Below are 20,795 nucleotides of genomic sequence, written 5' to 3'. Positions count from 1 at the left end.
TTTCGGGGCTCGCGGCTCGATGGACCGTACCTGCGTGAACGGGCTTTGTCTCCCCCGATGTCCGGCATCCGAAATGACACCTTGTGGACACCGGACCGACACACGCCGGACCGGCTGCACACGCAATATCAGCGCGCGCACTAGGGTTGGCAGGTGACCGACGAACCACCCCTGCGCCGTCGGCCCACCGAAGAACTCCCGGGACACGCACCCCACCACCCGCCGCTGGCTCAGTCGCAGCCGGCAGGCGAGGGGCCCGACCCGACCGACGGTGGGCCCGTTCCGCTGATCGCCCCGCGTGACGGCACCCCGGACCCGGTGGCCGCCCCGGCGGAGCTTGCCGAGGTCGTGGCCCGTTTCGCGGCGGGCACCGGCCCTGTTGCGCTGGACGCCGAGCGCGCCTCCGGATACCGCTACAGCCAGCGCGCCTATCTCGTGCAGCTCCGCCGCGCGGGTGCCGGCACGGCGCTGATCGATCCGCTGCCGCTGCCCGACCTCAGCGCGCTGGACGCGGTGATCGGGGAGGCCGAGTGGGTGTTGCACGCCGCGAGTCAGGATCTGCCCTGTTTGGCCGAGGTTGGGTTGCATCCGCGCCGGCTCTTCGACACAGAACTGGCCGCTCGGCTGGCCGGGTTCGAGCGGGTCGGTCTGGCCGCGCTGACCGAGCAGCTACTCGGGTTCACCCTTGAGAAGCACCACTCGGCGGCCGACTGGTCGAGTCGTCCACTGCCCGAGTCGTGGCTGACCTACGCGGCCCTCGACGTGGAGCTGCTCACCGACCTGCGTGACGCGCTCGACGCCGAACTGGCTCGGCAGGGCAAGTCGGCCTGGGCCGCGGAGGAGTTCGCGGCGCTGGTGCGTACCGGTGCCCGGCCGCCCCGGGTCCGCGCGGAGCCCTGGCGGCGTACGTCCGGCATCCACCGGGTGCGGGGAGCGCGGGCGCAGGCCCGGGTGCGTTCTCTGTGGTACGCCCGGGACCAGATCGCGTCCCGGCGGGACGCCGCGCCCGGGCGGGTGCTGCCCGACTCGGCGATCGTCGCCGCCGCCGAGCTCGACCCGAAGGACGAGAAGACGCTGCTGACGTTGCCGGGCTTCGGTGGCCGCTCGGTCCGCCGGCTGGCCCGCACCTGGCTGGCCGCGCTCGACGACGCCCGCCAACTGCCGGACGACGCGCTTCCGGTCACCCCGGCCGTGGAGGGTCCGCCTCCGCCGCACCGGTGGGCCGAGCGGGATCCGGTGGCGGCGGGTCGGCTGGTCCGCTGCCGGGAGGTGGTGGTCCGCATCGCCGGGGAGCACAACCTGCCTCCCGAGAACCTGATCACCCCGGATTCGGTACGCCGGCTGGCCTGGAGCCCACCGGAGGAGCTCACCGAGGAGGCGGTGGCGGAGACCCTGCGCGGCTTCAACGCCCGCGAGTGGCAGATCGCCCTGCTCACCCCCCATCTGACCCCCGCCCTGTCACCCCCGGCCTGATCCCGCGTGCCGCGTCGGTGCCGGGTGGTGTGGGGTGGGCCACAGCAGGCGGTGCGGACGGGTTGGTTACTGGCGAGTAGCATTCGGGAGAAACGTGCCCGTGTCGGCGACCCTCATTCGGTTCCGAGTGCCGCCTGCCGGCGCGAAGGCCGAATTGTGGTCGAATAGGAGGCTCAAGTGCCCCGTGAAGTTCGAGATGTCGTCTTCGTCGACGGCGTCCGTACCCCGTTCGGCAAGGCGGGTGGCATGTACGCCAACACCCGCGCCGACGACCTGGTGATCCGCTGCATTCGGGAACTGCTGCGCCGCAACCCGCAGCTGCCGCCGGAGCGGGTCGAGGAGGTCGCCATCGCGGCCACCACCCAGATCGGCGACCAGGGCCTCACCATCGGCCGCACCGCCGCGCTGCTGTCCGGCCTGCCCAAGACCGTTCCCGGCTTCGCCATCGACCGGATGTGCGCCGGCGCGATGACCGCGGTGACCACCGTCGCCGGTGGCATCGCCATGGGCGCGTACGACATCGCCATCGCCGGCGGCGTCGAGCACATGGGCCGCCACCCGATGGGTGAGGGCGTCGACCCCAACCCGCGCATCGTCGCGGAGAAGCTGGTCGACCCGTCCGCCCTGGTCATGGGCGCCACCGCGGAGAACCTGCACGACCTGGTCCCGCACATCACCAAGGACCGCACCGACGCGTTCGCGCTCGCCTCCCAGCAGAAGACCGCCAAGGCGTACGCCAACGGCAAGCTCCAGGACGACCTGGTGCCGGTGGCCATCCGCGACGCCGAGGGCGGCTGGGGCCTGGCCGGGGTCGACGAGGCCCCCCGGGACACCTCGCTGGAGAAGCTCGCCACCCTGAAGACCCCGTTCCGCCCGCACGGCAAGGTCACCGCGGGCAACGCGGCCGGCCTGAACGACGGCGCCACCGCGAGCCTGATCGCCGACGAGGCCACCGCCCGTGAGCTGGGCCTGCCGGTCGCCATGCGGCTGGTGTCGTTCGGTTACGTCGGCGTGGAGCCGGAGGTGATGGGCATCGGCCCGATCCCGTCGACGGAGAAGGCGCTGCGCATCGCCGGCCTGACCATCGACGACATCGGCCTGTTCGAGCTGAACGAGGCCTTCGCCGTGCAGGTGCTCGCCTTCCTCGACCACTTCGGCATCGCCGACGACGACCCCCGGGTCAACCCGTGGGGCGGCGCCATCGCCATCGGCCACCCGCTCGCCTCCTCCGGCGTACGGCTGATGACCCAGCTGGCCCGCCAGTTCGCCGAGCATCCCGAGGTCCGCTACGGCGTGACCGCCATGTGCATCGGCATCGGCATGGGCGGCACCGTGATCTGGGAGAACCCGCACTGGACGGAGGGCAACAAGTGAAGGCACCGAACGAGGTCGTCACCAAGGCGCTGCTGCGCCAGGTGAACGTACCGGGGCTGGACCGACCCGCCGCCCTGATCACGCTGGACAACGGCTTCGACCACACCAAGCCGAACACCTTCGGCCCGGGTGGGCTGGCCAGCCTGGACGAGGCGATCACCGCCGCGCTGGCCGCCGACCCTGCGTTCATCGCGGTCACTGGCAAGCCGTACATCTTCTGCGTGGGCGCGGACATCGTCGGGCTGCCGCAGCTCGCCGACCGCGCGCAGGCCCTGGAGATCGGCCGGCTCGGCCACCGGGTCTTCGCCCGGCTCAAGGACAGCACCGTGCCCACCTTCGCGTTCGTCAACGGCGCGGCGATGGGCGGCGGCCTGGAGTTGGCGCTGCACTGCCACTACCGGACGCTCTCCGGCGGCGCGGCGGCTCTCGCCCTGCCCGAGGTCTCCCTCGGTCTGGTGCCCGCCTGGGGCGGCACCCAGCTGCTGCCGAACCTGATCGGCATCCCCGCCGCCACCCAGGTGATCATCCAGAACCCGCTGATGCAGAACAAGATGCTCAAGCCGAAGCAGGCCGCCGAGCTGGGCATCGCGGACGTGCTGCTGGAGCCGGCCGACTTCCTGGAGCGGTCCCTGGAGTGGGCCGCCGGTGTGGTCCGGGGCCAGGTCACCGTGACCCGGCCCGAGGTCGACAAGGACATGTGGGCGGGCGTGCTCTACTTCGCCCGGGAGACGCTGAACCAGCGGCTGCACGGCGCGGTTCCGGCCGCGTACAAGGCCCTCGATCTGTTGGAGACGGCCAAGGACGGCGACTTCGCCGCCGGCACCGCCGCCGAGGACGAGGCCCTCGCGGACCTGGTCTTCTCCGAGGAGCTGCGCAGCGGCCTGTACGCCTTCGACCTGGTGCAGCGGCGGGCCAAGCGGCCGGCCGGCGCACCGGACAAGGGCCTGGCCCGCACGATCACCAAGGTCGGCATCGTCGGCGCCGGCCTGATGGCCAGCCAGCTGGCGCTGCTGTTCGCCCGCCGCCTCCAGGTGCCGGTGGTGATGACCGACCTGGACCAGTCCCGTGTGGACAAGGGCGTCGGCTATGTGCACACCCAGATCGAGAAGGCCGTCACCAAGGGCCGGATGGACAAGGGCACCGCCGCCAAGCTGTACGGCCTGGTCAGCGGCACGGTCGACAAGAGCTCCTTCGCCGACGCCGACTTCGTCATCGAGGCGGTCTTCGAGGACCTGGGCGTCAAGAAGCAGGTCTGGGCCGAGCTGGAGAAGATCGTCTCCCCGGAGGCGGTGCTCGCCACCAACACCAGCTCGCTGTCGATCACCGAGATGGCCGCGGAGCTGGAGCACCCGGAGCGGGTGGTCGGCTTCCACTTCTTCAACCCGGTGGCGGTGCTGCCGCTGCTGGAGATCGTCCGCGGTGAGCGGACCGACGACGCCACCCTGGCGACCGCGTTCGCGGTGAGCAAGCAGCTCAAGAAGTCCTCGGTGCTGGTCAAGGACGCCCCGGCGTTCGTGGTCAACCGGCTGCTCACTCGCTTCCTGGGCACCGTCTTCGCCGCCGTCGACCAGGGCACCCCGCTGGACGTGGCGAACAGCGCGCTCGACCCGCTGGGCCTGCCGATGCGCCCGCTCGCCCTGCTCCAGTTGGTCGGGCCGGCCGTCGCGTACCACGTGGGCGGCACGCTGCACGAGGCGTACCCGGACCGGTTCGGTGTCAGCGAGAACCTCAAGCGGATCGCCGACTCCGGCCAGCCGATCGTGGTCGACGACCAGATCAACGACGAGGTCGCGAAGCTGCTCGTGGTCGGCGACCAGCCGCTCACCGAGGAGCAGGTACGCCAGAACGCGCTCGACGCGCTCGCGCAGGAGATCCGGCTGATGCTGGACGAGGGCGTCGTCGCCGAGGCGCAGGACATCGACCTGTGCATGATCCTCGGGGCCGGCTGGCCGTTCCACCTGGGCGGCGTCACGCCGTACCTGGACCGGACCGGCACCAGCGAGCGGGTCACCGGCAAGCGGTTCCTGCCGCGCGGGGCGGCGAGCCTGCCCGCCTGACCGATCTCAGCACCCTGCATTCGCGGTGGTTGCCCCGTCCAGCTTGGATGGAGGTAGCCACCGCGAATGTCTTTGTGCCCGATTCCCCGTCGGGTCGGGACAGTGGGACCCTCTGGCGGCTGGCTACGGTCACCCGTTCGCACCCTCGCCTGGAGCTGATCAATGTCCCAACCGCCGGTCGATCCTTGGTCCGGGCAGACGGAGCCCGACGCGCGCTACGACTTCCACCGGCCGCACCCGGACAGCTACCCGGAGCCGCCCGCCGAGGGTTGGGTGCCCCAGCCGGGCGGGCAGCCGCCATACGACGGCCAGTGGCACGCCGCGCCGCAGCCCGCTCCCCCACCGGCGGCCCAGCAGCCGTATCCCGCACAGCCTTATCCCACCCCGCCCTATCCCACCCCGCCGCACTCCACCGCGCCGTACTCCGGCCCACCGCACTCCGTCCCGCCGTACTCCGGCCCACCGCACTCCACCCCGCCGTACTCCAGCCCACCACACGGCGGATATCCCGGCGCGCCGCAGGCCGGCTATCCGGCCGGCCAGTACGCCGGCTACCCGCCGCCCCATCCCGCCGGCGGCGGACAGGGGCAGTCACGCCAACTGATCCTGGCGCTGGGCATCGTCGGGCTGCTGGTGCTCTGCCTCGGTGGGGGCGGAGTCGCCTACCTCGCCTACGAGGGCGATCAGAGCACCGACCCAAAACCCACCCCGACCGCTGCCCCCACCACAGCGCCGCCCGCCACCCCCTCCTCGACGGCCACTCCGCCGCAGAGCCCCAGTCCCGCTGCCCAGATCCGGGTCGTCACACCGGAGACCCTCGCGGGGCGTCCGAAGAGCACCGACCCGACGCTGAAGAAGGCGTCGGAGGGGATGGTCGAGGAGCTGAGAAGCTCGATGCGCGTCGAGGCCCCCGTCGCCGGCGCCTTCTACGGCAGCCCCGACGAGCGGAACATGGTCATGGTGATCGCTGCCTCTACGTTCGTGCTCAACCCAGCGAAAGAGCTCGACGACGCGGTGCGGGGGTTGGCCAAGGGCATGGCCGTGACGGGGATGACCACCATCGCCCCAGGCCCACAGGGCGGGGTGGCCAAGTGCGGCGACGGCAAGTCCGCGGATGTGCCGCTGGGTGTCTGCGCGTGGGCCGACCACGGCAGCGTCGGGATCATTGTGATGTTCTTCTCGTCCGCGGCCGCCTCGGCGGCGGAGTTCGTCACCATCCGGGGGGAGATCGAGCAGCAGTCCTGACACCCGGCCACCTCCGGGTGGCCGGGGCCCCGTGCCGTGTGCCACGGACCGCTGAGGGTCAGGCCACCGGGAAGTACGCGTTCAGCTTGCCGCGCAGGTGGGCCGCGTAGATGATGCCGAGCACCGGGTTGCCGCGGTACGCGCTGGCCGTGCCGGTGGTGGCGTCGACGGCCACCGGTCGGGCCACCGCCGCGAACTTCACCTGCTGCCCCTCCTGCGCCCACGCCGAGGCCGCCGGCTCGATCTGGGTGCCGACCAGGGCGGGGAACACCGCCACGCCGTTCTGGAAGCCGCGCAGCTGCCCCTTTCGGGCCAGTACGTAGTCCGTCGCCGTGGCGGTGAACGTCTGCAGGGCGGCGGCGGTGACCAGGGTCGCCGGCGCGGCGATGGTGAACAGGTGCAGCTTGGTCGCCATCCACCGCATCTTGAAGTCGCCCCGGTAGCCGATCAGCACCGGCACGCCGCCCCAGTCTTCGGTTCGCACCTCGCAGCCGTCGGCCCGAAGCCGCTCACCGGCCGCGGTGAGGTACGCCTGCACCGGCTCCGTCGACGTCACGTCCATCTGCCCACACGCCTTTCGCCCGCTGCCCCGGCCGCTCATCTAACACCACCGCGGCCGGCCCCGCCGCCCCTGCCGCCGCCCGCTCGGCTGGGTTGCCGAGTACCCGGAGGACGTCCGAGCCCTCGCCTCCGGCAGCGCGCCGACCGGTCACCGTCGTCACGGCCGGGCACTCCCGAAGGCCGCCAATACTTTGCCCTTGCGCTAAGTGTCAGCTCACGCAACACTTAGCCACATGGCACAGTATTCGCCACAGCTCGACGGAGTGTTCGTCGCCCTCGCTGACCCGACCCGGCGCTGGGTCATCCGACGCCTTGGCCACGGTCCGACGAGCGTCGGCGATCTCGCCCGCGAGGTTCCGATGACCCTTCCCTCGTTCATGAAGCACGTGCGGACGCTCGAGTCGAACGGACTGATCCGCACGACCAAGTCCGGCCGGGTGCGCACCTGCATGCTCAACCGCGAGCGCCTCGCCGTCATCGACGACTGGCTCGCGGAGCAGCGCCGGATCTGGGAAGAGCGCACGGACCGCCTCGAACGCTTCGTCACCGATCAGCAGGAGAACCAGCAATGAATCCCGACCTGGACCTGACCTTGGCGCGGGTCATCCGCGCCCCTCGCGCTGCCGTGTGGAGCGCCTGGACCGACCCGTCTCGCTTCGAGAAGTGGTGGATCCCGGCGCCGACGCTGTGCCGCGTCGATCGCTTGGACGTCCGGCCCGGTGGCGCGCTCGTGACCCGACTGAGCGACGACGGGGTGGAGTTCGTCCCGCACCTCGATGCGTGCTTCCTCGTCGTCGACGATTTCGAGCGGATCGTGTTCACGAATGTGATTGACAGCGCCTGGCGGCCCGCGAACCCTACCCCGGTCCCCATGACCGCAGAGATCACCATGAAAGATCATCCGGACGGCACGGACTACCGGATCATCGTCCGCCACGGTGATCCCGCCGCTCGCGTCCGTCACGAGAATCTCGGCTTCGCGGAGGGCTGGGGCTCGGTCACCGAGCAACTCGCCGGGGTCGCCGAAAGCCAGGGTGCGCTATGAAGATCGCCCTTACCGAGTTCGTAACTCTCGACGGGGTCAGCCAGGGTCCCGGCTCGCCGACCGAGGATACGAGCGACGACTTCACCCGGGGCGGCTGGCTCGTGCCCTACCTGGACGAACTCTTCGTTCGGCGCACCTCTGACTGGCTAGGTCTCGCCGACGGTCTGCTGCTCGGGCGGCGAACCTATGAGGCGTTCGCTCGCGACTGGCCGCGGATCACCGACCCAAACGATCCGTTCACCGAGCGGATGAACTCACTACCAAAGTACGTCGTAACCAACACCTTGACGGAGGGTAGCTGGCACCCGACGTGGGTGCTCCACGGCGACCCGATCCACACCGTCGGGAAGCTCAAGGCGCAGCCAGGACGGGAACTCCAGATCCACGGAAGTGCCCGACTTGGCAAGGCCTTGTTGTCGGGCGGTCTCGTCGACACACTCCGACTCGTCGTCGCCCCCACCGTGGCCGGTTCCGGGCGGCGCCTGCTCGACCACCCGAGCGTACCCGTCGGCCTCCGACTCGTTCACCACGAAGTGACGCCGAACGGCCTGCTCCTGCTCGAGTACGAGCATGTCGGCGCCGCCCCTGTCGCGGAGTACGAGGGCGTCACCGCCTTCGTATAGTCACCACGTCCACGATGCGGCCCGGCCCGGCCCGGCTACTGCATCTCGGCGGCCATGGCCCGCGCCGCCGCGGCCGCCGCCCGCTCGGCCTTGTTGCCGAGTACGCAGAACTCGTTGCCCTCGGGGTCGGCGAGCACCACCCAACCCCCGCCGGTCGGGCTGACGTGATCGGCGACAAACGTCGCGCCAATGCCGAGCAGCCGCTCGACCTCCTCGGCCCGGGTCCGGTCGGCGGGTTGCAGGTCCAGGTGCAGACGGTTCTTCACCGTCTTGCCCTCCGGCACCTCGATGAACAGCACCTCCGGACCACCCGGCGGCAGGAGCATCGCCTCCGGGTCACCGGGGAAGTCGTCCGGCTGCCGGGGGCAGTCGAAGACCTGCGACCAGAAGCCGGCCAGGGCGTACGTGTCGCGACAGTCGATGCTGATGTTGTGGATCGTCGAACTCACAGTGGTCCTCCACAGTGGTGACGTGGTGCGGCGCCCGTTTCCGGGCGCGGCAGAGCACGCAGAAACTGGATCGCCCTCGGATGGGCGGTTCGCGCCCGACCCACGCGGGGCGCGGCGCCTCCGGGCCTCAGCCGACGCGGTCCCGGGGCGCGGAGTCAACATTGGTGGACATCGACGCACCCCCCTTCGCTTCCGAGCTGACCGGGGCATCTTGCCACCGGCCGCGCGACGCACGCAACCCCGCTCAGCCGGCCGTGGGCACCGGGCCGGTCACCGCCGGGGCGTCCGCCGTCGGCAGGGTGACCGTCACCTCCAGGCCACCGCCGGGCTGGGCGACCACCCGCACGCTGCCCCCGTGCGCCTGGCAGACCGCCCGGACGATGGACAGACCCAGACCGGAGCCGCGAGCACCGGTGCGTTCCCGCCCGCCGCGCCGGAACGGCTCGAACAGCCCCGGCACGTCGGCCTGGTCCACCTCGAAACCGGTGTTGCCCACCACCAGCCAGGAGCGTTCGCCATCGGTGCCGGTACGCACCCAGAGCCGGCCGTGCAGGTGGTTGTAGCGGACCGCGTTCTCGATCAGGTTGCCGGCCAGCCGGTCGAGCAGCCCCGGGTCCCCGACCACGGGCGCGGACTCCAGCGATGTCTGCACGCGCAGGCCGATCCGTTCCACCTCGCGGCGCATCGCCGACAATGCGTTGGCGGTGCCCGTGGCGAGGTCGCACTCGGTCCGGCGACCGAGCCGCCGCCCGGTCTGGGCCTCGCTGCGCGCCAGCACCAGCAGCGCGTCCACCAGGCCGTTGGCCCGCTCGGAGGCGTCGCGCACCACTGTCGCCATCCGGCGGTACTCGGCGGCGTCCGCGTCGTCGTCGCTGAGCGTCACGTCGATCTCGGTCCGCATCACGGCGAGCGGGGTACGCAGCTCGTGCGAGGCGTTCGCCACGAAGCGCTTCTGCGCCTCGAACGCGGCCGTGATCCGGTCGAGCATCGCGTCGAAGGTCTTGGCCAGTTCGGCCACCTCGTCGTCGGCGCCCGAGTAGCCGATCCGCTGGTCCAGGGTCGCCTCGCCGAGCCGCTGCGCGGTCGCGGTGACCTGGTGCAGCGGACGCAGCGCACGGCCGGCCACCGCGTACGCGCCGGCCACCCCGACCACGCTTATCGCCAACAGCGCGACGAGGCCCTTGGCCAGCAACTCCGCCGAGGCGGCGTCGACGAGTTGGCGCTGCCACTGCGAGGCGTCCATCGACCTGCCGTCGGAGAGCAGCACTGTCGTGCCGGGCAGCAGCTCGTCGGTGGGCCGCAGCGCGTCGCGGACCAGCAGCCAGGCCAGCAGCACCAGGATCGCGCCGGCACCGACCAGCAGCACACCGTTGAGCAGGGTCAGCCGCAACCGCAGGGTGGGCCGCAACCGGCGGCTCACCGGGCGCCCTCGGTTCGCGACTGCGGGGCTCGCAAACCCGGCTCACTCCTCGCGCTCACAGCCCCACCTCGGCGGTGCGGTAGCCCGCACCCACCACCGTCTCGATCAGCGGCGGATCGCCGAGCTTCTTGCGCAGCGTCATCACCGTCACCCGGACGATGGTGGTGAACGGGTCGGTGTTGGCGTCCCAGACCCGTTCCAGCAGTTCCTCGCTGGACACCACCGCCCCGCGCGCCTTGAGCAGTTCGCTGAGCACCCCGAACTCCTTGTTCGTCAGGTCGACCGGCACACCGGCGCGGGTGGCGACCCGACGGGCCGGATCGAGCACCAGGTCGGCGAGTTCGAGCACCGGCGGCGCGGCCGGGGTGGCCCGCCGGCCCAGCGCCTGCACCCGGGCGACAAGTTCGTCGAAGGCGAACGGTTTGGGCAGGTAGTCGTCCGCGCCGAGCTGCAACCCCTCCACGCGGTCGGCCACGGTGCCACTGGCGGTCAGCATCAGCACCCGGGTCAGCGCGCCCGAGGCGGCGAGGTCGGCGCAGATCTGGTCGCCGTGCACGCCGGGCAGGTCGCGGTCGAGCACGACCACGTCGTACCGGGTGACGAACGCCGCCTCGTGGCCGGCGTCGCCGTCGTAGGCCACGTCGACCGCCATTCCCCGCTTGCGCAACCCGCGCGCGATCGCGTCGGCGAGGTTGCGCTCGTCCTCCACCACCAGTACCCGCATCCCGGCCTCCCCCTCGCTGCTGACCACCGACAACCTAGTGCCGACCTGCAACATCGTCCCGCGCCGGTCGGCGTCGCGGACCAGGCGCGGCGGTACGCGACGCCTGCCGGCGGCGGTCAGCCGGACATGCCCCACAGTTGGTACGTGCTGTTCGGGATGGCGCACAGCAGGCGGTCCGGGATGGGCTGGCAGTCCCCGGTGGCGCGCGGCAGCACGTCCAGGACGCGTACCTTGCCGGCGCGGATGTCCAACTCTCCGACGAGCAGGCCACCGTCGGGGTGCCGGCGGAGGCCGACCATCCGGTGGTCGGGGCCGAGTTGGTACAGCTCCCACCGGCCCAGATCGGCCAACTCCTCGCCAGTCAGCGCGTCGATCACGAGGTACTGCTTGACCGGGCCGGCCTCGCTGCCGCTGACCATCAACCTGTCGCCGTACGGCCAGCCCCACAGCCAGCGGTCGCTGCGCCAGCGCAACCCGCCCGTGGCGGGGTCGAGGGCCTGCAGTTCCTCCGCGGCGGTACGCAGACACACCACGGGGCCACAACCCCCCGCGAACTCGACCGGGCCGGTGACGCGTGTCCAGCGCCGGTCCAACCGATCCAACCCGTACGCGGTGACAGTGGCCGAACCTCTGTCGACGGCCAACAGCAGGTCGTCCATCACCTCCAGCCCGAGCGGTCCGTCATCGGGTGGGAGCAGGCTGGCACTGGCCAGCACCGCGCCCGTGCTCGCCTCGCGTACCTCGACTGGCGCGTTCACGGGGTTGAGCACCATCCGGTCCACGCCGCGCCCGGAGGTGCGGAAGCTGATCTGGGCGCTGGTGGGCGGCAACTGCCAGCGCACGGTGCCGCAGCAGGGGTCGACAGCCCGCAGGACGCTCGATTCGGCTTCGCCGCCGGAGTGCAGCAGCACGTTGCCGTCCGCCAACGTGATGGCCCTGCCCGACTGCTCCCACCGCTGGGCCCCGGTTGCCCGGTCCAGCGCCACGGTGCGCGTCTCCCGGCCCACCGGCCCGATCTCGTACCCGGTGACCAGCAGCGTCCCGCCCAGCGGGGTGATTCCCCACTGCCGGGCCCGCGGCGACAGCGGCGCCTGCCAGGCAGGCGCGCCGCCGGGCAGCCGGTACGCGGCCAGCCGCGCCGAGGTGTCGGTCGGCTCGACGACCAAGAAGAGGTCACCGTCGACGAGCACGTCGGACCCGAGCCGGGCCGGCAGCGTCACAAGTGTCCGTGGCGGCGGTGGCACGGCCGCGGCGGCGACTGTGACAAGCACGAGCAGCAGGACCAGCGCGCCGCGTAGCCGCCGGTCGCCGGCACGGGGTGGGCGGGGCGGCAGGTCCGGGTCGGGACCGTGCCGCAACTCGCCGAGGTCGATCACCGGGCCGGTCACGGGCGCGACCGCCGGATCGCCGCCGCGTCGACGAGGGTGCGCCAGTCGTCCATCACCAGTACGCGCATCCCCGTCCTCCTCGCTGCTGGCCACCGGCGCCCTGACGCCGGCCGACAACCATCGTCTCTCGCCTATCGACTCGGTCGCACCCGTCAGGCGGGTAGTCGCCACAGCGCGAACGAGGCGTCCAGCCGCCGGCAGAGCAACTGCCCGCCGATCACCGCCTGGCACTCGCCTGTCGCGTCCGGCAGCACGTCCAGCAACCGCACGGTGCCCGCCCGCACGTCCAGTTCGGCGACGAGCAGACCTCCGTCGGGATGACGGCGTACGCCGATTGTCGGGCCGCCGAACGGGAACTGGGCCATCTCCCAGCGGCCCAACTCGGCCAGCACCCGACCGGTCTGCGGGTCGAGCACGACGATCTGCTCCGCACCCGGCCCGGCGCTGCTCAACGTGGTGGCCACCAGCCGGCCGGCGTACGGCCACACCCACGCCCAGCGGTCGTTGCCCCAGAGCAGCCGACCGGTCGCGGCGTCGACCACCCGCAGGCCACCGGAGCGGTTCTGGAGGCAGACGACGGCACCGCAGTCCGACGCGTACAGCGCCTCGTCGGCGGGTGTGCGCCACCGCTGCTCCAGCCCGTCCAGCCCGTACGCGGTGATCATGGTCGGATATCCGCCGAAGGTGAGCAGCATGTCGTCCACGATCTGCACACCCGTGTTCGCCCCACCGCCGGGCGGGGCCAGGTCGGCACGGGCCAGCACGGCTCCGCTGACCGCGTCGAGGACCTCGACCGGCCCGTTCGCGTGGTTGAGCACCACCCGGTCCACTCCGTGCTCGCCCTCGCGGAAGCTGAACTCGCCACCCGGGACGACGGGCACCTGCCAGCGCACCGTGCCGCAGCACGGATCGACCGCGCGCAGGGTGCCCCCCTGGTCGTCGTCGACGGAGTGCAGCAGCAGGTTGCCGTCGCCGAGCCTGCTGGGGCTGCCGGGCTGCTGCCAGTGGTACGCGCCGGTCGCGCGGTCCAGCGCCACCGTGAGCGTGCCCTGCCGGTCCGGGCCGGTCTCGTGCCCGGTGGCCAGCAGCAGCTCACCCTGCTGGGCGATCCCCCAGTACCGGCCCTCCGCCGGCAACGGAACCTGCCAGGCCGGCTCGCCGTCGGGTAGTCGGACGGCGGTCAGCCGCCGCTGCCCCGTCGGCCCGCTCAGCGGTTCGACGAGCACGAAGAGGTCGCCGGCGACCAGGGCATCGGCACCGAGCCGACCCGGCAGCGTCACCACCTCCCGCCGGGTCGGTGGCCCCGCAGCGGCGAGGCTGATCAGCACCAGCAGCAGGACCACGGCGCAGCGCAGGGGCCGCCCCTTGGCCAGCGGCGGGCGGGGCAGCGGGTCGGTGTCCGGCCCGTGCCGCAGCTCGCCGAGGTCGATCACCGGGCCGCTCATCGGGACAACCGGAACAGCGCCGTCGAGCCGTCGAGGCGACGGCAGAGCAGGACGGGCAGCGCCGCCTGGCACCCACCGACCACCCCGGGCAGGACGTCCAGGATCCGCGTCCGACCGGCTGCCAGGTCCAGTTCGGCGACCACGAGCCGGCCGCCGGTCGCCGGCCGTACGCCGATCAGGTCGTCGTCCCGCCGCAGCCGGCTCACCAGCCCCCACTGGCCCAGATCCGTCCGCTCCAGCCCGGTCCTCGCGTCGCGTACCGCGTACCGCTGGTCGAGTCCGGTCACCAGCAGCTTGTCCTGCCGGACGTCGGCCAGCGTGTCCGGGCCGGCGTCCGACCACCGAACGGCACCGGTGGCGGGGTCGATGGCCTGGATCCCGCCGGTCTGCTGGACCGTGCAGAGCAGGTCGGCGCACACGGTCACCCAGGCCACCAGCGGCACCGGGGCCGTCCACAACGGATCCATCCCGGGCAGGCCGTAGGCGACCAGCCGCGTGCTGCCGGGCGGGACGAGCAGCACCATGTCGCCGACGACCTGCACGCGCTGGAACGCCGACCGGTCCCCGGGCAGCGTGTCGACACTGCGCACGAGGTCGCCGGTGCCCACGTCGTACACCTGCACCTCGCCGGTGGGCTGAACGATCACCACCTGGTCGACCCCATCGGCGCGTTGGTGGTAGTCGGGGCTGCCGGGTGGGACGGGCAACGACCAGAGCACCCGGCCGGTGTCGGGCGCCACCCGGCGCACCGTGCCCGGCCCGTCGCCCGAGTCGTTCGCGAGGAGGAGGCCGCCGTCGGCCGTCCACTGGACGAGCCCCAGGTGCTGCCAGCGCCGCTGACCGGTTGCGGCGTCGAAGGCGGTGGTCTCCAGTACCCCGTCGGCGGTGCTGGTCCCCGCGGCCAGCAGCAAGCCGCGTTCGGCCCACACGGCCAGGTAGTCGCCGCTGGTTGCCAATGGCACCCGCCACCGGCGCCGCAGGCTCTGATCGCCGGTCGGCGCGGGCCGGGTGTACGCGGTCAGGTACCGGTCGCCGTTCGGCGTCGACGGGTCGACCACGACGATGCCGTCCTCGACGAGGTACGCCGAGGCCCCCGGCGCGGTCGGCACCGACGTGACCGTCCGCCGCGGCACCGGTGCCGCGGCGGTCAGCACGGCCAGGGTCAGCAGCAGGACGGCCGTGCTGCGCAGCGGCCGGCCGGCGGCGCGCGGCCGGCGGGGCGGCGGTGTCGACGCCGGCTCGTCCCGGACCTCACCCAACTCGATGATCGACAACGACCGTCCCTCCGTGGCGGGGTACGACCGACCGGGGATCTCCCCGGCAAACCGGCCGTGGCAGCACCGGCCCGGCAAATGCGACGCACGCCCGCCTGTACGATGGCGCGTCGTGGCTGTGCCGGTGGTAGACCCCTCGCTGAATCCCGTTACCGACGCCGACCCGGCCGAGGTCGAGCCGACACGGCGACCTCGACGCCGTCCGGCCCGCGCCGACCTGTTGGCCCTCGGAGCCTATGTGCTGCTGGGCGTCTTCGTGTGCCTCAACTACTGGGGTGACGTGACCGGCCGGGTCTCCTCGCACCTGCCGACCGACCACAGTTGGTTCGAGTGGCTGTTCGCGCACGGCGCGTACTCGGTGCGGCACCTGGAGAACCCGCTGTTCACGGCCCGGCAGAACGCCCCGGACGGGGTGAACATGATGGCCAACACCTCGCTGCTCGGGGTGACCCTGCCACTGTCGCCGCTGACCATGCTGCTCGGTCCGCAGGTCACGTACGCGCTCTATCTGGGTGGTGCCCTGGCTGCCACCGCCGGCACCGCGTACTGGATGCTCTCGCGGCATCTGGTGCGCTCCCGGGCGGCGGCGTTCGTCGGTGGCGCGTTCCTCGGTTTCGCGCCGGGGGTCGTCCACCACGCCAATGGTCAGCCCAACTTCGTGTCGAACTTCCTGTTGCCACTGATCGTGGTACGGGTGCTGCGGCTGGGTGAGCCGGGCCGCTGGCGGCGCAACGGGTTGGTGCTCGGCGCTCTGGTGGCGTACCAGATCTTCATCAACGAGGAGATGCTGCTGCTCACCGCGCTGGCCTGCCTGGTCATCGTGCTGGCGTACGCCGTGCAGCGGCCGGCGGCAACGCGAGCCGTCGCCGGCACGTTCCTGGCCGGGCTCGGCGTCGCCGGCGGGCTGGCCCTGCTGCTGGCGGCGTACCCGATCTGGTTCCAGTTCAACGGCCCGCAGTCCTACCGCGGCCTCCAGGGCGGGGTCTTCCACAACTGGGGCGAGGACCTGGTCGCCTTCGTCACCTTCGCCCGGGACACCTGGGCCGGTGACCCGGCGGTGGAGAAGACGATCGGGCTGACCGAGCAGAACACCTGGTTCGGCTGGCCGCTCGTGCTGCTGTCGGTGGTGGCGCTCGTGCTGCTGGTGCGCCGGTCGCTGACCGCCCGGATCATCGCGGTGCTGATCGTGGTCTTCACGGTGGCCTCGATCGGGCCGTGGGTGCGCTTCGACGGCGTGGAGACCGGGGTGCGCGGCCCGTGGTCGTACGTGTCGGACGACCTGCCGCTGGTCGAGATGATGATGCCGACCCGGTTGGCCCTGGTGGTGGCCGCCGCGGTGGGCGTACTGCTGGCGCTGACCTGGGACGCCGCGTACCGGCAGGGGCGCCCGGTGGCCGACCGGCTCCGGGTGCCGGCCCAGCGCACCGGCGAACCGACGGCGTCCGACGAGCCGTCCACGCCCGCGCCGCGCCGTCGGTGGCTGCGCCCGGTGGGGTACGCGGCGGTCGCGCTCGCGGTGCTGCCGCTCTTCCCCCGACCGCTGCCGGCACAGCAGGTGGACCCGCCGCCGCACTTCATCACCGCCGGCGGTTGGCGCCCGTACGTGCCGGCCGGCCGGACCCTCGTGCCGGTGCCGATCCCGAGCAACGTGCACGGCCTGCCGACGCTGCGCTGGAGCGCCCTGACCGAGCAGGAGTTCCCCGTCCCGGGTGGCTACTTCATCGGCCCGAACGAGCTGGGCGAGGGCGTCTTCGGCGCACCGAACCGGCCCACCAGCAGCCTCATCTACTCCACGATGGACGCGGGAGCCGTCCCGGCGCTCACCGACGAGAACCGCCGCCAGGCCGTCGAGGATCTGCGCTTCTGGCGGGCGTCGGTGGTGGTGCTCGGGGCGCACCCGCGCGAGGCGGTGCTGCGCGAGCTGGTCACCGGCCTCATCGGGCCGCCGCAGCGGGTCGACGACGTCTGGGTCTGGGACGTCCGCACGCTTGTGGACTGAGCGACGGCGGACTGAGCGACGGCGGTGCGGTCGTCAGCCGACCCGGTCGCGGACGTCCCACACCCACCCACCGTCGACCTGGCGGCCGGGGCCGAGCAGGTCCTCGACCGTCCGGCGCACCGGTTCGTCGTGCGCGAGCCGGCCGAGCACGACGAGCGCGGCCCGCCAGTGCCGCAGGTCCTCGACGGCCTGGCGGCGGTCGGCGTCGGTGAGCACCGGCACCGCGCCGGTCTGCGCGACCCGCCGCAGCAGCACGGCGGTGGGCCGGTCCGGGGCACCCCAGCGCGCCGTCGGGTCGTCCGGGCCGCTCGGGCCGATGAAGTAGCCGCCCGGCGCGTCGAACGCCAGCCCCGTGCGGGCCGACCAGAGCATCACCGGGCTCAGCGCGGCACCGGTGATCGGGGGCAGCGCCACCACGGTCCGGCCCGGGGGCACCAGCGGCCGCCACCGGCCCTCGGCGACGAACGCCGGCACCGGCGCGACCGGGATCGCCCGGATCGGCGTCGGCATGAGCGGGAGCAACGCGGCGGCCACCGCACCGCCCCACAGCAGTCGTACCGGCAGCCCCGGGACGGTCGACGCCCGGCCCACCGTCCGCACCCGGTCCAGGGAGAGCGCCACCAGCACGCCCAGCACCGGCACGCAGACCAGCGCGAACCGGGCCGGCACCGCGAGATCGAGCAGCGGCAGCCCGGCGACCAGCCGATACGGGCCGGGAATGCCGGTGGCGGCGCCATCCACCCGCAGGTCGGTGCCGAGTGAGAGCAGGGCGAAGACGACTCCGCAGCCAGCCAACGCGCGGACCAGGGGCCGCCGCCACAGCCAGATCACGATGACCACGGCGAGCACCAGCAGCCCCGGGCCGAAGAACGAGTTCTCCTCGGTCGGGTTCGGTGACAGCAGTCCGGGCAGCCAGTCGTCGCCGAGCACGGTCTGCCGGGCCGACGCGGTGAACGACGCCGCGTCGAGCTGGAAGCCGTGCGCGGCGAAGGCCATCCCGGTGTAGTGCTGCGGGCCGTAGAACTGGAACCACAGCGGGTACGCCAGCGGCACCACCGCCACCACGGCCGCCACGGCGAGCCGGCCGAGCAGGGCCGGCGCGTGCCGCCGCGCCGCCGCCCGGTCGGCGAGCGCGTAGCCCAACGCGAACACTCCGGCGGCGAGGACCAGGAAGACCAGGACCTCCTCGCCGATGAACACCTGCCAGACGAGCAGCAGCCCCAGGCCGACACCGGGCCGCCACACCCCGCCGGGGCGTGGGCCGGGGCGGAAGACCAGAGCGAGGATCGGCGGGACCAGGAACTGGGCGGCCACGTGCAGGTGCGCCCCACCCTGGGCGACCATGCCGGGGGCGAAGCCGCAGACCAGCCCGCCGACCGCCGCCGCGGACCGGGCGGTGACCAGCCGGCGGCGCAGCAGCGCGTACCAGGCCGTGGCCGTGCCGGCGAGGCCGCAGACCACCGCCACACAGAACGCCACCTGCGAACCGAACAGCAGCGTCACCGGGGTCAGTGGGACGCCCAGGCCGAGCACCGACGTGTTCGCCATCAGGTTGACGCCGTCCGGCGCGTTCAGCGCCGTGCTGTAAAGCGGGTTCTCCCCCTCGACGACGGCGTGCGCCGCGTGGGCCAGCATCCACTCGAAGAGGACCTGGTCGCCGGCCTGGTGGAACAGCCGCCCGGGGTGGCCCCACTGACCGCTGGTCAGCAGCAGCGCGAGACCGAAGTAGCCGGTGATCACCAGCGCGTCCGGCAGCCACGCCGGTCGGAACCGGCGCGCGGTCGCGGTCGCAGGGCTGTCCGTCGCCGCCGTCACCGACGACGACGTTCCCGTGGTCATCAGACCGGGCGGTCGGTCAGTGTCCGGACATCCCACACCCAGACGTCCAGCTCCTGCCGGCCCGGGCCGACCAACTCCTCGACGGTACGCCGCAGCGGCTCGACGTTCTGCTGGCGCGTCGGGAGCACCAGGATCGCCGCCCGCCAGTGCCGCAACTCGTCCAGGAAGCGTCGGCGCTGCCGGTCGTCGAGCTTCGGTGTCCGGCCGGTGGTCGCCACCTCCTCCAGCAGCTGACCCACCCCGCTGGGCCGGCCACCGAACCTCCCCGGGTCACCGGTGTTGCCGTTGCGGGGTGCGAGGAAGTAGCCGCCCGGGATCTTGAAGTCGAGGTTGGTGGCCGCAGCCCAGCGCATGCCGTGCGTGTTGCCCATGCTCGGCACCGGGATCGGCACGAGGGTCTGGTCCGGCCCGACGTACGTCCGCCAGCGGTCGGCGCTGATGAAGTCCGGCACCGGCGGTCGGGAGACCATCCGCAGCGGCATCGGGGCGATCGGCAGCAGCGCGAACGCCAGGCCGGCGGCGGTGAGCGTCCGCACGGTACGCCGGTCGGCCGGGCGCAGCGCCCAGGCCCGCTCGACGGCCAGCGCGAGCAGCAGTCCGATCACCACGGTGGTGATCAGGCCGAACCGGGTCGGCACCACCGCGTCCAGCAGGGGCAGGTGCACCAGCAACTGCCACGGGCCCGTGATCAGCTCCCGGTCCCACCAGGAGATCCGCTCGCCGAGGGAGAGCACGGCGAAGAGGCCGCCGGTCACCGCGAGCGCCCGGACGATCATCTCCCGGCGCAGCCAGACCACGACGGCGACGACCAGCAGCGACAGGCTCCAGCCGAAGAAGGCGTTCTCCTCGGAGTAGTTCGGCGCCAGGTTGATGTTGGCCCGCTGGTTGCCGCCGAGCGTGGTGGAGCCGGGGGCGAAGAACGCGGCGATGTCGTTGCCGTAGTCCTGGACCGCGTCGCTGAGACCGTGGTACGCCATCGGCCCGGCGAACTGCACATACAGGGGGTACGCCAGCAGCGCCCCGGCCAACGCGGTGCAGGCCGCGACTCCAGCGCCGAGAGGTCGCCACGCCGCCCGCCAGCGGGCCGGCTCCTGGGCGAGCACCGCGAGCAGGAAGACCCCGCAGGCCATCGCCGTGAAGAGCAGGATCTCCTCGTTGATGAACGCCTGCGCGGTGACCAGCAGGGCGAGCAGCAACCCGTCCCGCACCGGCCGGCGGGACCGGGTGAGCACCAGCACCCGCCAGACGATGAACGGCAGCAGGAACTGGCTGATGATGTTCGGGTGCCAACTGGCGTGCGAGAGCATCGCCGGGGAGAAACCGCAGAACCAGCCGCCGGCCGCCGCCGCGAGCGGGGTACGCACGAGGTGGCGGGACAGCACGAGGTACCAGGCCATGGCCGTGCCGGCGAGGCCGAGCGTCACCAGCACCACAAAGGACACCGCCGGCCCGAAGAGCAGGGTCACCGGCACCATCGGGATGCCCAGCGCCAGCACGGCCGTGTTGGCCATCAGGTTGACGCCGTCGGGGTAGTTGAACTGCTCGGTGTAGAACGGGTACTCGCCGTGCAGCACCACCCGCACCGAGTGGGCCAGGAAGAACTGCACCTGGGCCGGGTCGCCGGTGTAGAGCGATGCCACCCGGCCTGCGGGGTCCAGCCAGATCCGGCTGGTCACCCAGAGCGCGGCGAGCAGGAACAGCGCGCCCACCGCCAGGTGCTGTCGTCGGCGGGTCCAGCCGGTCCACCACCGTCGGCGCGGGCCGGCCGGCGCCGAGGCGGCATCGTCGTCGACGTCGACCGGTACGGCAGCCGGGGGCGCGTCGACCGGCGCGGCCGGCGCGGCTGTCACGGCTTCGACCGGCGCGGCCGGCGCGGCGT

At 72.5% G+C, this 20,795-nt stretch carries 17 protein-coding genes; 8 read left to right on the top strand and 9 right to left on the bottom strand.

Annotated elements, in window-relative coordinates; genetic code table 11:
- Positions 1 to 153: 153 nt before the first annotated feature.
- From ABZ808_RS28645 to ABZ808_RS28630, 4 genes are all read left to right on the top strand, one after another.
- Positions 154 to 1,473 carry a ribonuclease D gene (locus ABZ808_RS28645; RefSeq protein WP_357012399.1) on the top strand — a complete coding sequence of 440 codons (1,320 nt, stop codon included), beginning with the start codon at positions 154 to 156 and terminating at the stop codon, positions 1,471 to 1,473.
- A gap of 177 nt (positions 1,474 to 1,650) precedes the next feature.
- Entirely contained in the window at positions 1,651 to 2,847 is a 1,197-nt protein-coding gene (locus ABZ808_RS28640) for a thiolase family protein (RefSeq protein ID WP_357012397.1), read from the top strand.
- Entirely contained in the window at positions 2,844 to 4,904 is a 2,061-nt protein-coding gene (locus ABZ808_RS28635) for a 3-hydroxyacyl-CoA dehydrogenase NAD-binding domain-containing protein (RefSeq protein ID WP_357012395.1), read from the top strand. Before ABZ808_RS28640 ends, ABZ808_RS28635 begins: the two co-directional genes overlap by 4 nt.
- Before the next feature lie 162 nt (positions 4,905 to 5,066).
- Positions 5,067 to 6,149 (top strand): hypothetical protein, encoded by a 1,083-nt coding sequence (locus ABZ808_RS28630; RefSeq protein ID WP_357012392.1) that lies wholly within the window; start codon positions 5,067 to 5,069, stop codon positions 6,147 to 6,149.
- 58 nt (positions 6,150 to 6,207) lie between these two features.
- Here the strand turns inward: ABZ808_RS28630 and ABZ808_RS28625 are convergent, their stop codons facing one another.
- Positions 6,208 to 6,711 (bottom strand): levansucrase, encoded by a 504-nt coding sequence (locus ABZ808_RS28625; protein ID WP_357012390.1) that lies wholly within the window; start codon positions 6,709 to 6,711, stop codon positions 6,208 to 6,210.
- Between the two features lie 232 nt (positions 6,712 to 6,943).
- On the opposite strand from ABZ808_RS28625, the gene ABZ808_RS28620 reads away from it, so the two are divergent.
- Genes ABZ808_RS28620 through ABZ808_RS28610 form a run of 3 tightly spaced genes read left to right on the top strand, consistent with a single transcriptional unit; the run spans position 6,944 to position 8,378 of the window.
- Positions 6,944 to 7,282, top strand: a complete 339-nt coding sequence (locus tag ABZ808_RS28620) for a metalloregulator ArsR/SmtB family transcription factor (protein WP_357012388.1) — start codon at positions 6,944 to 6,946, stop codon at positions 7,280 to 7,282.
- Positions 7,279 to 7,755 carry an SRPBCC domain-containing protein gene (locus ABZ808_RS28615; RefSeq protein WP_357012386.1) on the top strand — a complete coding sequence of 159 codons (477 nt, stop codon included), beginning with the start codon at positions 7,279 to 7,281 and terminating at the stop codon, positions 7,753 to 7,755. Before ABZ808_RS28620 ends, ABZ808_RS28615 begins: the two co-directional genes overlap by 4 nt.
- On the top strand, positions 7,752 to 8,378 hold the full coding sequence (locus ABZ808_RS28610; protein WP_357012383.1) for a dihydrofolate reductase family protein: 627 nt from the start codon (positions 7,752 to 7,754) through the stop codon (positions 8,376 to 8,378). Before ABZ808_RS28615 ends, ABZ808_RS28610 begins: the two co-directional genes overlap by 4 nt.
- A gap of 35 nt (positions 8,379 to 8,413) precedes the next feature.
- Here ABZ808_RS28610 and ABZ808_RS28605 read toward each other — a convergent pair whose 3' ends face one another.
- The 6 genes from ABZ808_RS28605 to ABZ808_RS28580 form a co-directional block, all read right to left on the bottom strand.
- Positions 8,414 to 8,827, bottom strand: coding sequence for a VOC family protein (locus ABZ808_RS28605; RefSeq protein WP_357012381.1), 414 nt, complete (start codon positions 8,825 to 8,827; stop codon positions 8,414 to 8,416).
- A 244-nt stretch (positions 8,828 to 9,071) separates the two neighbouring features.
- Positions 9,072 to 10,247: a HAMP domain-containing sensor histidine kinase gene (locus tag ABZ808_RS28600; protein ID WP_357012379.1), complete on the bottom strand. Its 1,176-nt coding sequence runs from the start codon at positions 10,245 to 10,247 to the stop codon at positions 9,072 to 9,074.
- A 55-nt stretch (positions 10,248 to 10,302) separates the two neighbouring features.
- Positions 10,303 to 10,971, bottom strand: a complete 669-nt coding sequence (locus ABZ808_RS28595) for a response regulator transcription factor (protein ID WP_357012377.1) — start codon at positions 10,969 to 10,971, stop codon at positions 10,303 to 10,305.
- A gap of 116 nt (positions 10,972 to 11,087) precedes the next feature.
- Complete coding sequence (locus ABZ808_RS28590; protein ID WP_357012374.1) at positions 11,088 to 12,359, bottom strand: PQQ-binding-like beta-propeller repeat protein; 1,272 nt, start codon at positions 12,357 to 12,359, stop codon at positions 11,088 to 11,090.
- A gap of 152 nt (positions 12,360 to 12,511) precedes the next feature.
- The gene (locus ABZ808_RS28585; protein ID WP_357012372.1) at positions 12,512 to 13,804 is read right to left on the bottom strand and encodes a PQQ-binding-like beta-propeller repeat protein; all 1,293 of its coding nucleotides are present in this window, start codon (positions 13,802 to 13,804) and stop codon (positions 12,512 to 12,514) included.
- Positions 13,801 to 15,078 carry a PQQ-binding-like beta-propeller repeat protein gene (locus ABZ808_RS28580; RefSeq protein WP_357012370.1) on the bottom strand — a complete coding sequence of 426 codons (1,278 nt, stop codon included), beginning with the start codon at positions 15,076 to 15,078 and terminating at the stop codon, positions 13,801 to 13,803. Before ABZ808_RS28580 ends, ABZ808_RS28585 begins: the two co-directional genes overlap by 4 nt.
- A gap of 118 nt (positions 15,079 to 15,196) precedes the next feature.
- Here ABZ808_RS28580 and ABZ808_RS28575 point away from each other — a divergent pair, with 118 nt between their 5' ends.
- Positions 15,197 to 17,077, top strand: coding sequence for a hypothetical protein (locus ABZ808_RS28575; RefSeq protein ID WP_357012434.1), 1,881 nt, complete (start codon positions 15,197 to 15,199; stop codon positions 17,075 to 17,077).
- A gap of 33 nt (positions 17,078 to 17,110) precedes the next feature.
- Here ABZ808_RS28575 and ABZ808_RS28570 read toward each other — a convergent pair whose 3' ends face one another.
- Positions 17,111 to 18,916, bottom strand: a complete 1,806-nt coding sequence (locus ABZ808_RS28570) for a hypothetical protein (RefSeq protein WP_357012368.1) — start codon at positions 18,914 to 18,916, stop codon at positions 17,111 to 17,113.
- Positions 18,916 to 20,766, bottom strand: a complete 1,851-nt coding sequence (locus tag ABZ808_RS28565) for a hypothetical protein (RefSeq protein ID WP_357012433.1) — start codon at positions 20,764 to 20,766, stop codon at positions 18,916 to 18,918. Before ABZ808_RS28565 ends, ABZ808_RS28570 begins: the two co-directional genes overlap by 1 nt.
- Positions 20,767 to 20,795 lie beyond the last annotated feature (29 nt).

It is taken from the genome of Micromonospora sp. NPDC047527 (assembly GCF_040643015.1).
In the GTDB taxonomy this organism is placed as follows: domain Bacteria; phylum Actinomycetota; class Actinomycetes; order Mycobacteriales; family Micromonosporaceae; genus Micromonospora.
This window is presented reverse-complemented; position numbering and strand designations above follow the sequence as displayed.

What these genes read in the sequence shown, in the direction of transcription:
- ABZ808_RS28570 (WP_357012368.1), bottom strand. Translation starts at nt 18,916, where the DNA reads ATGACCACGGGAACGTCGTCGTCGGTGACGGCGGCGACGGACAGCCCT.
- ABZ808_RS28610 (WP_357012383.1), top strand. Translation starts at nt 7,752, where the DNA reads ATGAAGATCGCCCTTACCGAGTTCGTAACTCTCGACGGGGTCAGCCAG.
- ABZ808_RS28625 (WP_357012390.1), bottom strand. Translation starts at nt 6,711, where the DNA reads ATGGACGTGACGTCGACGGAGCCGGTGCAGGCGTACCTCACCGCGGCC.
- ABZ808_RS28595 (WP_357012377.1), bottom strand. Translation starts at nt 10,971, where the DNA reads ATGCGGGTACTGGTGGTGGAGGACGAGCGCAACCTCGCCGACGCGATC.
- ABZ808_RS28615 (WP_357012386.1), top strand. Translation starts at nt 7,279, where the DNA reads ATGAATCCCGACCTGGACCTGACCTTGGCGCGGGTCATCCGCGCCCCT.
- ABZ808_RS28585 (WP_357012372.1), bottom strand. Translation starts at nt 13,804, where the DNA reads ATGAGCGGCCCGGTGATCGACCTCGGCGAGCTGCGGCACGGGCCGGAC.
- ABZ808_RS28630 (WP_357012392.1), top strand. Translation starts at nt 5,067, where the DNA reads ATGTCCCAACCGCCGGTCGATCCTTGGTCCGGGCAGACGGAGCCCGAC.
- ABZ808_RS28620 (WP_357012388.1), top strand. Translation starts at nt 6,944, where the DNA reads ATGGCACAGTATTCGCCACAGCTCGACGGAGTGTTCGTCGCCCTCGCT.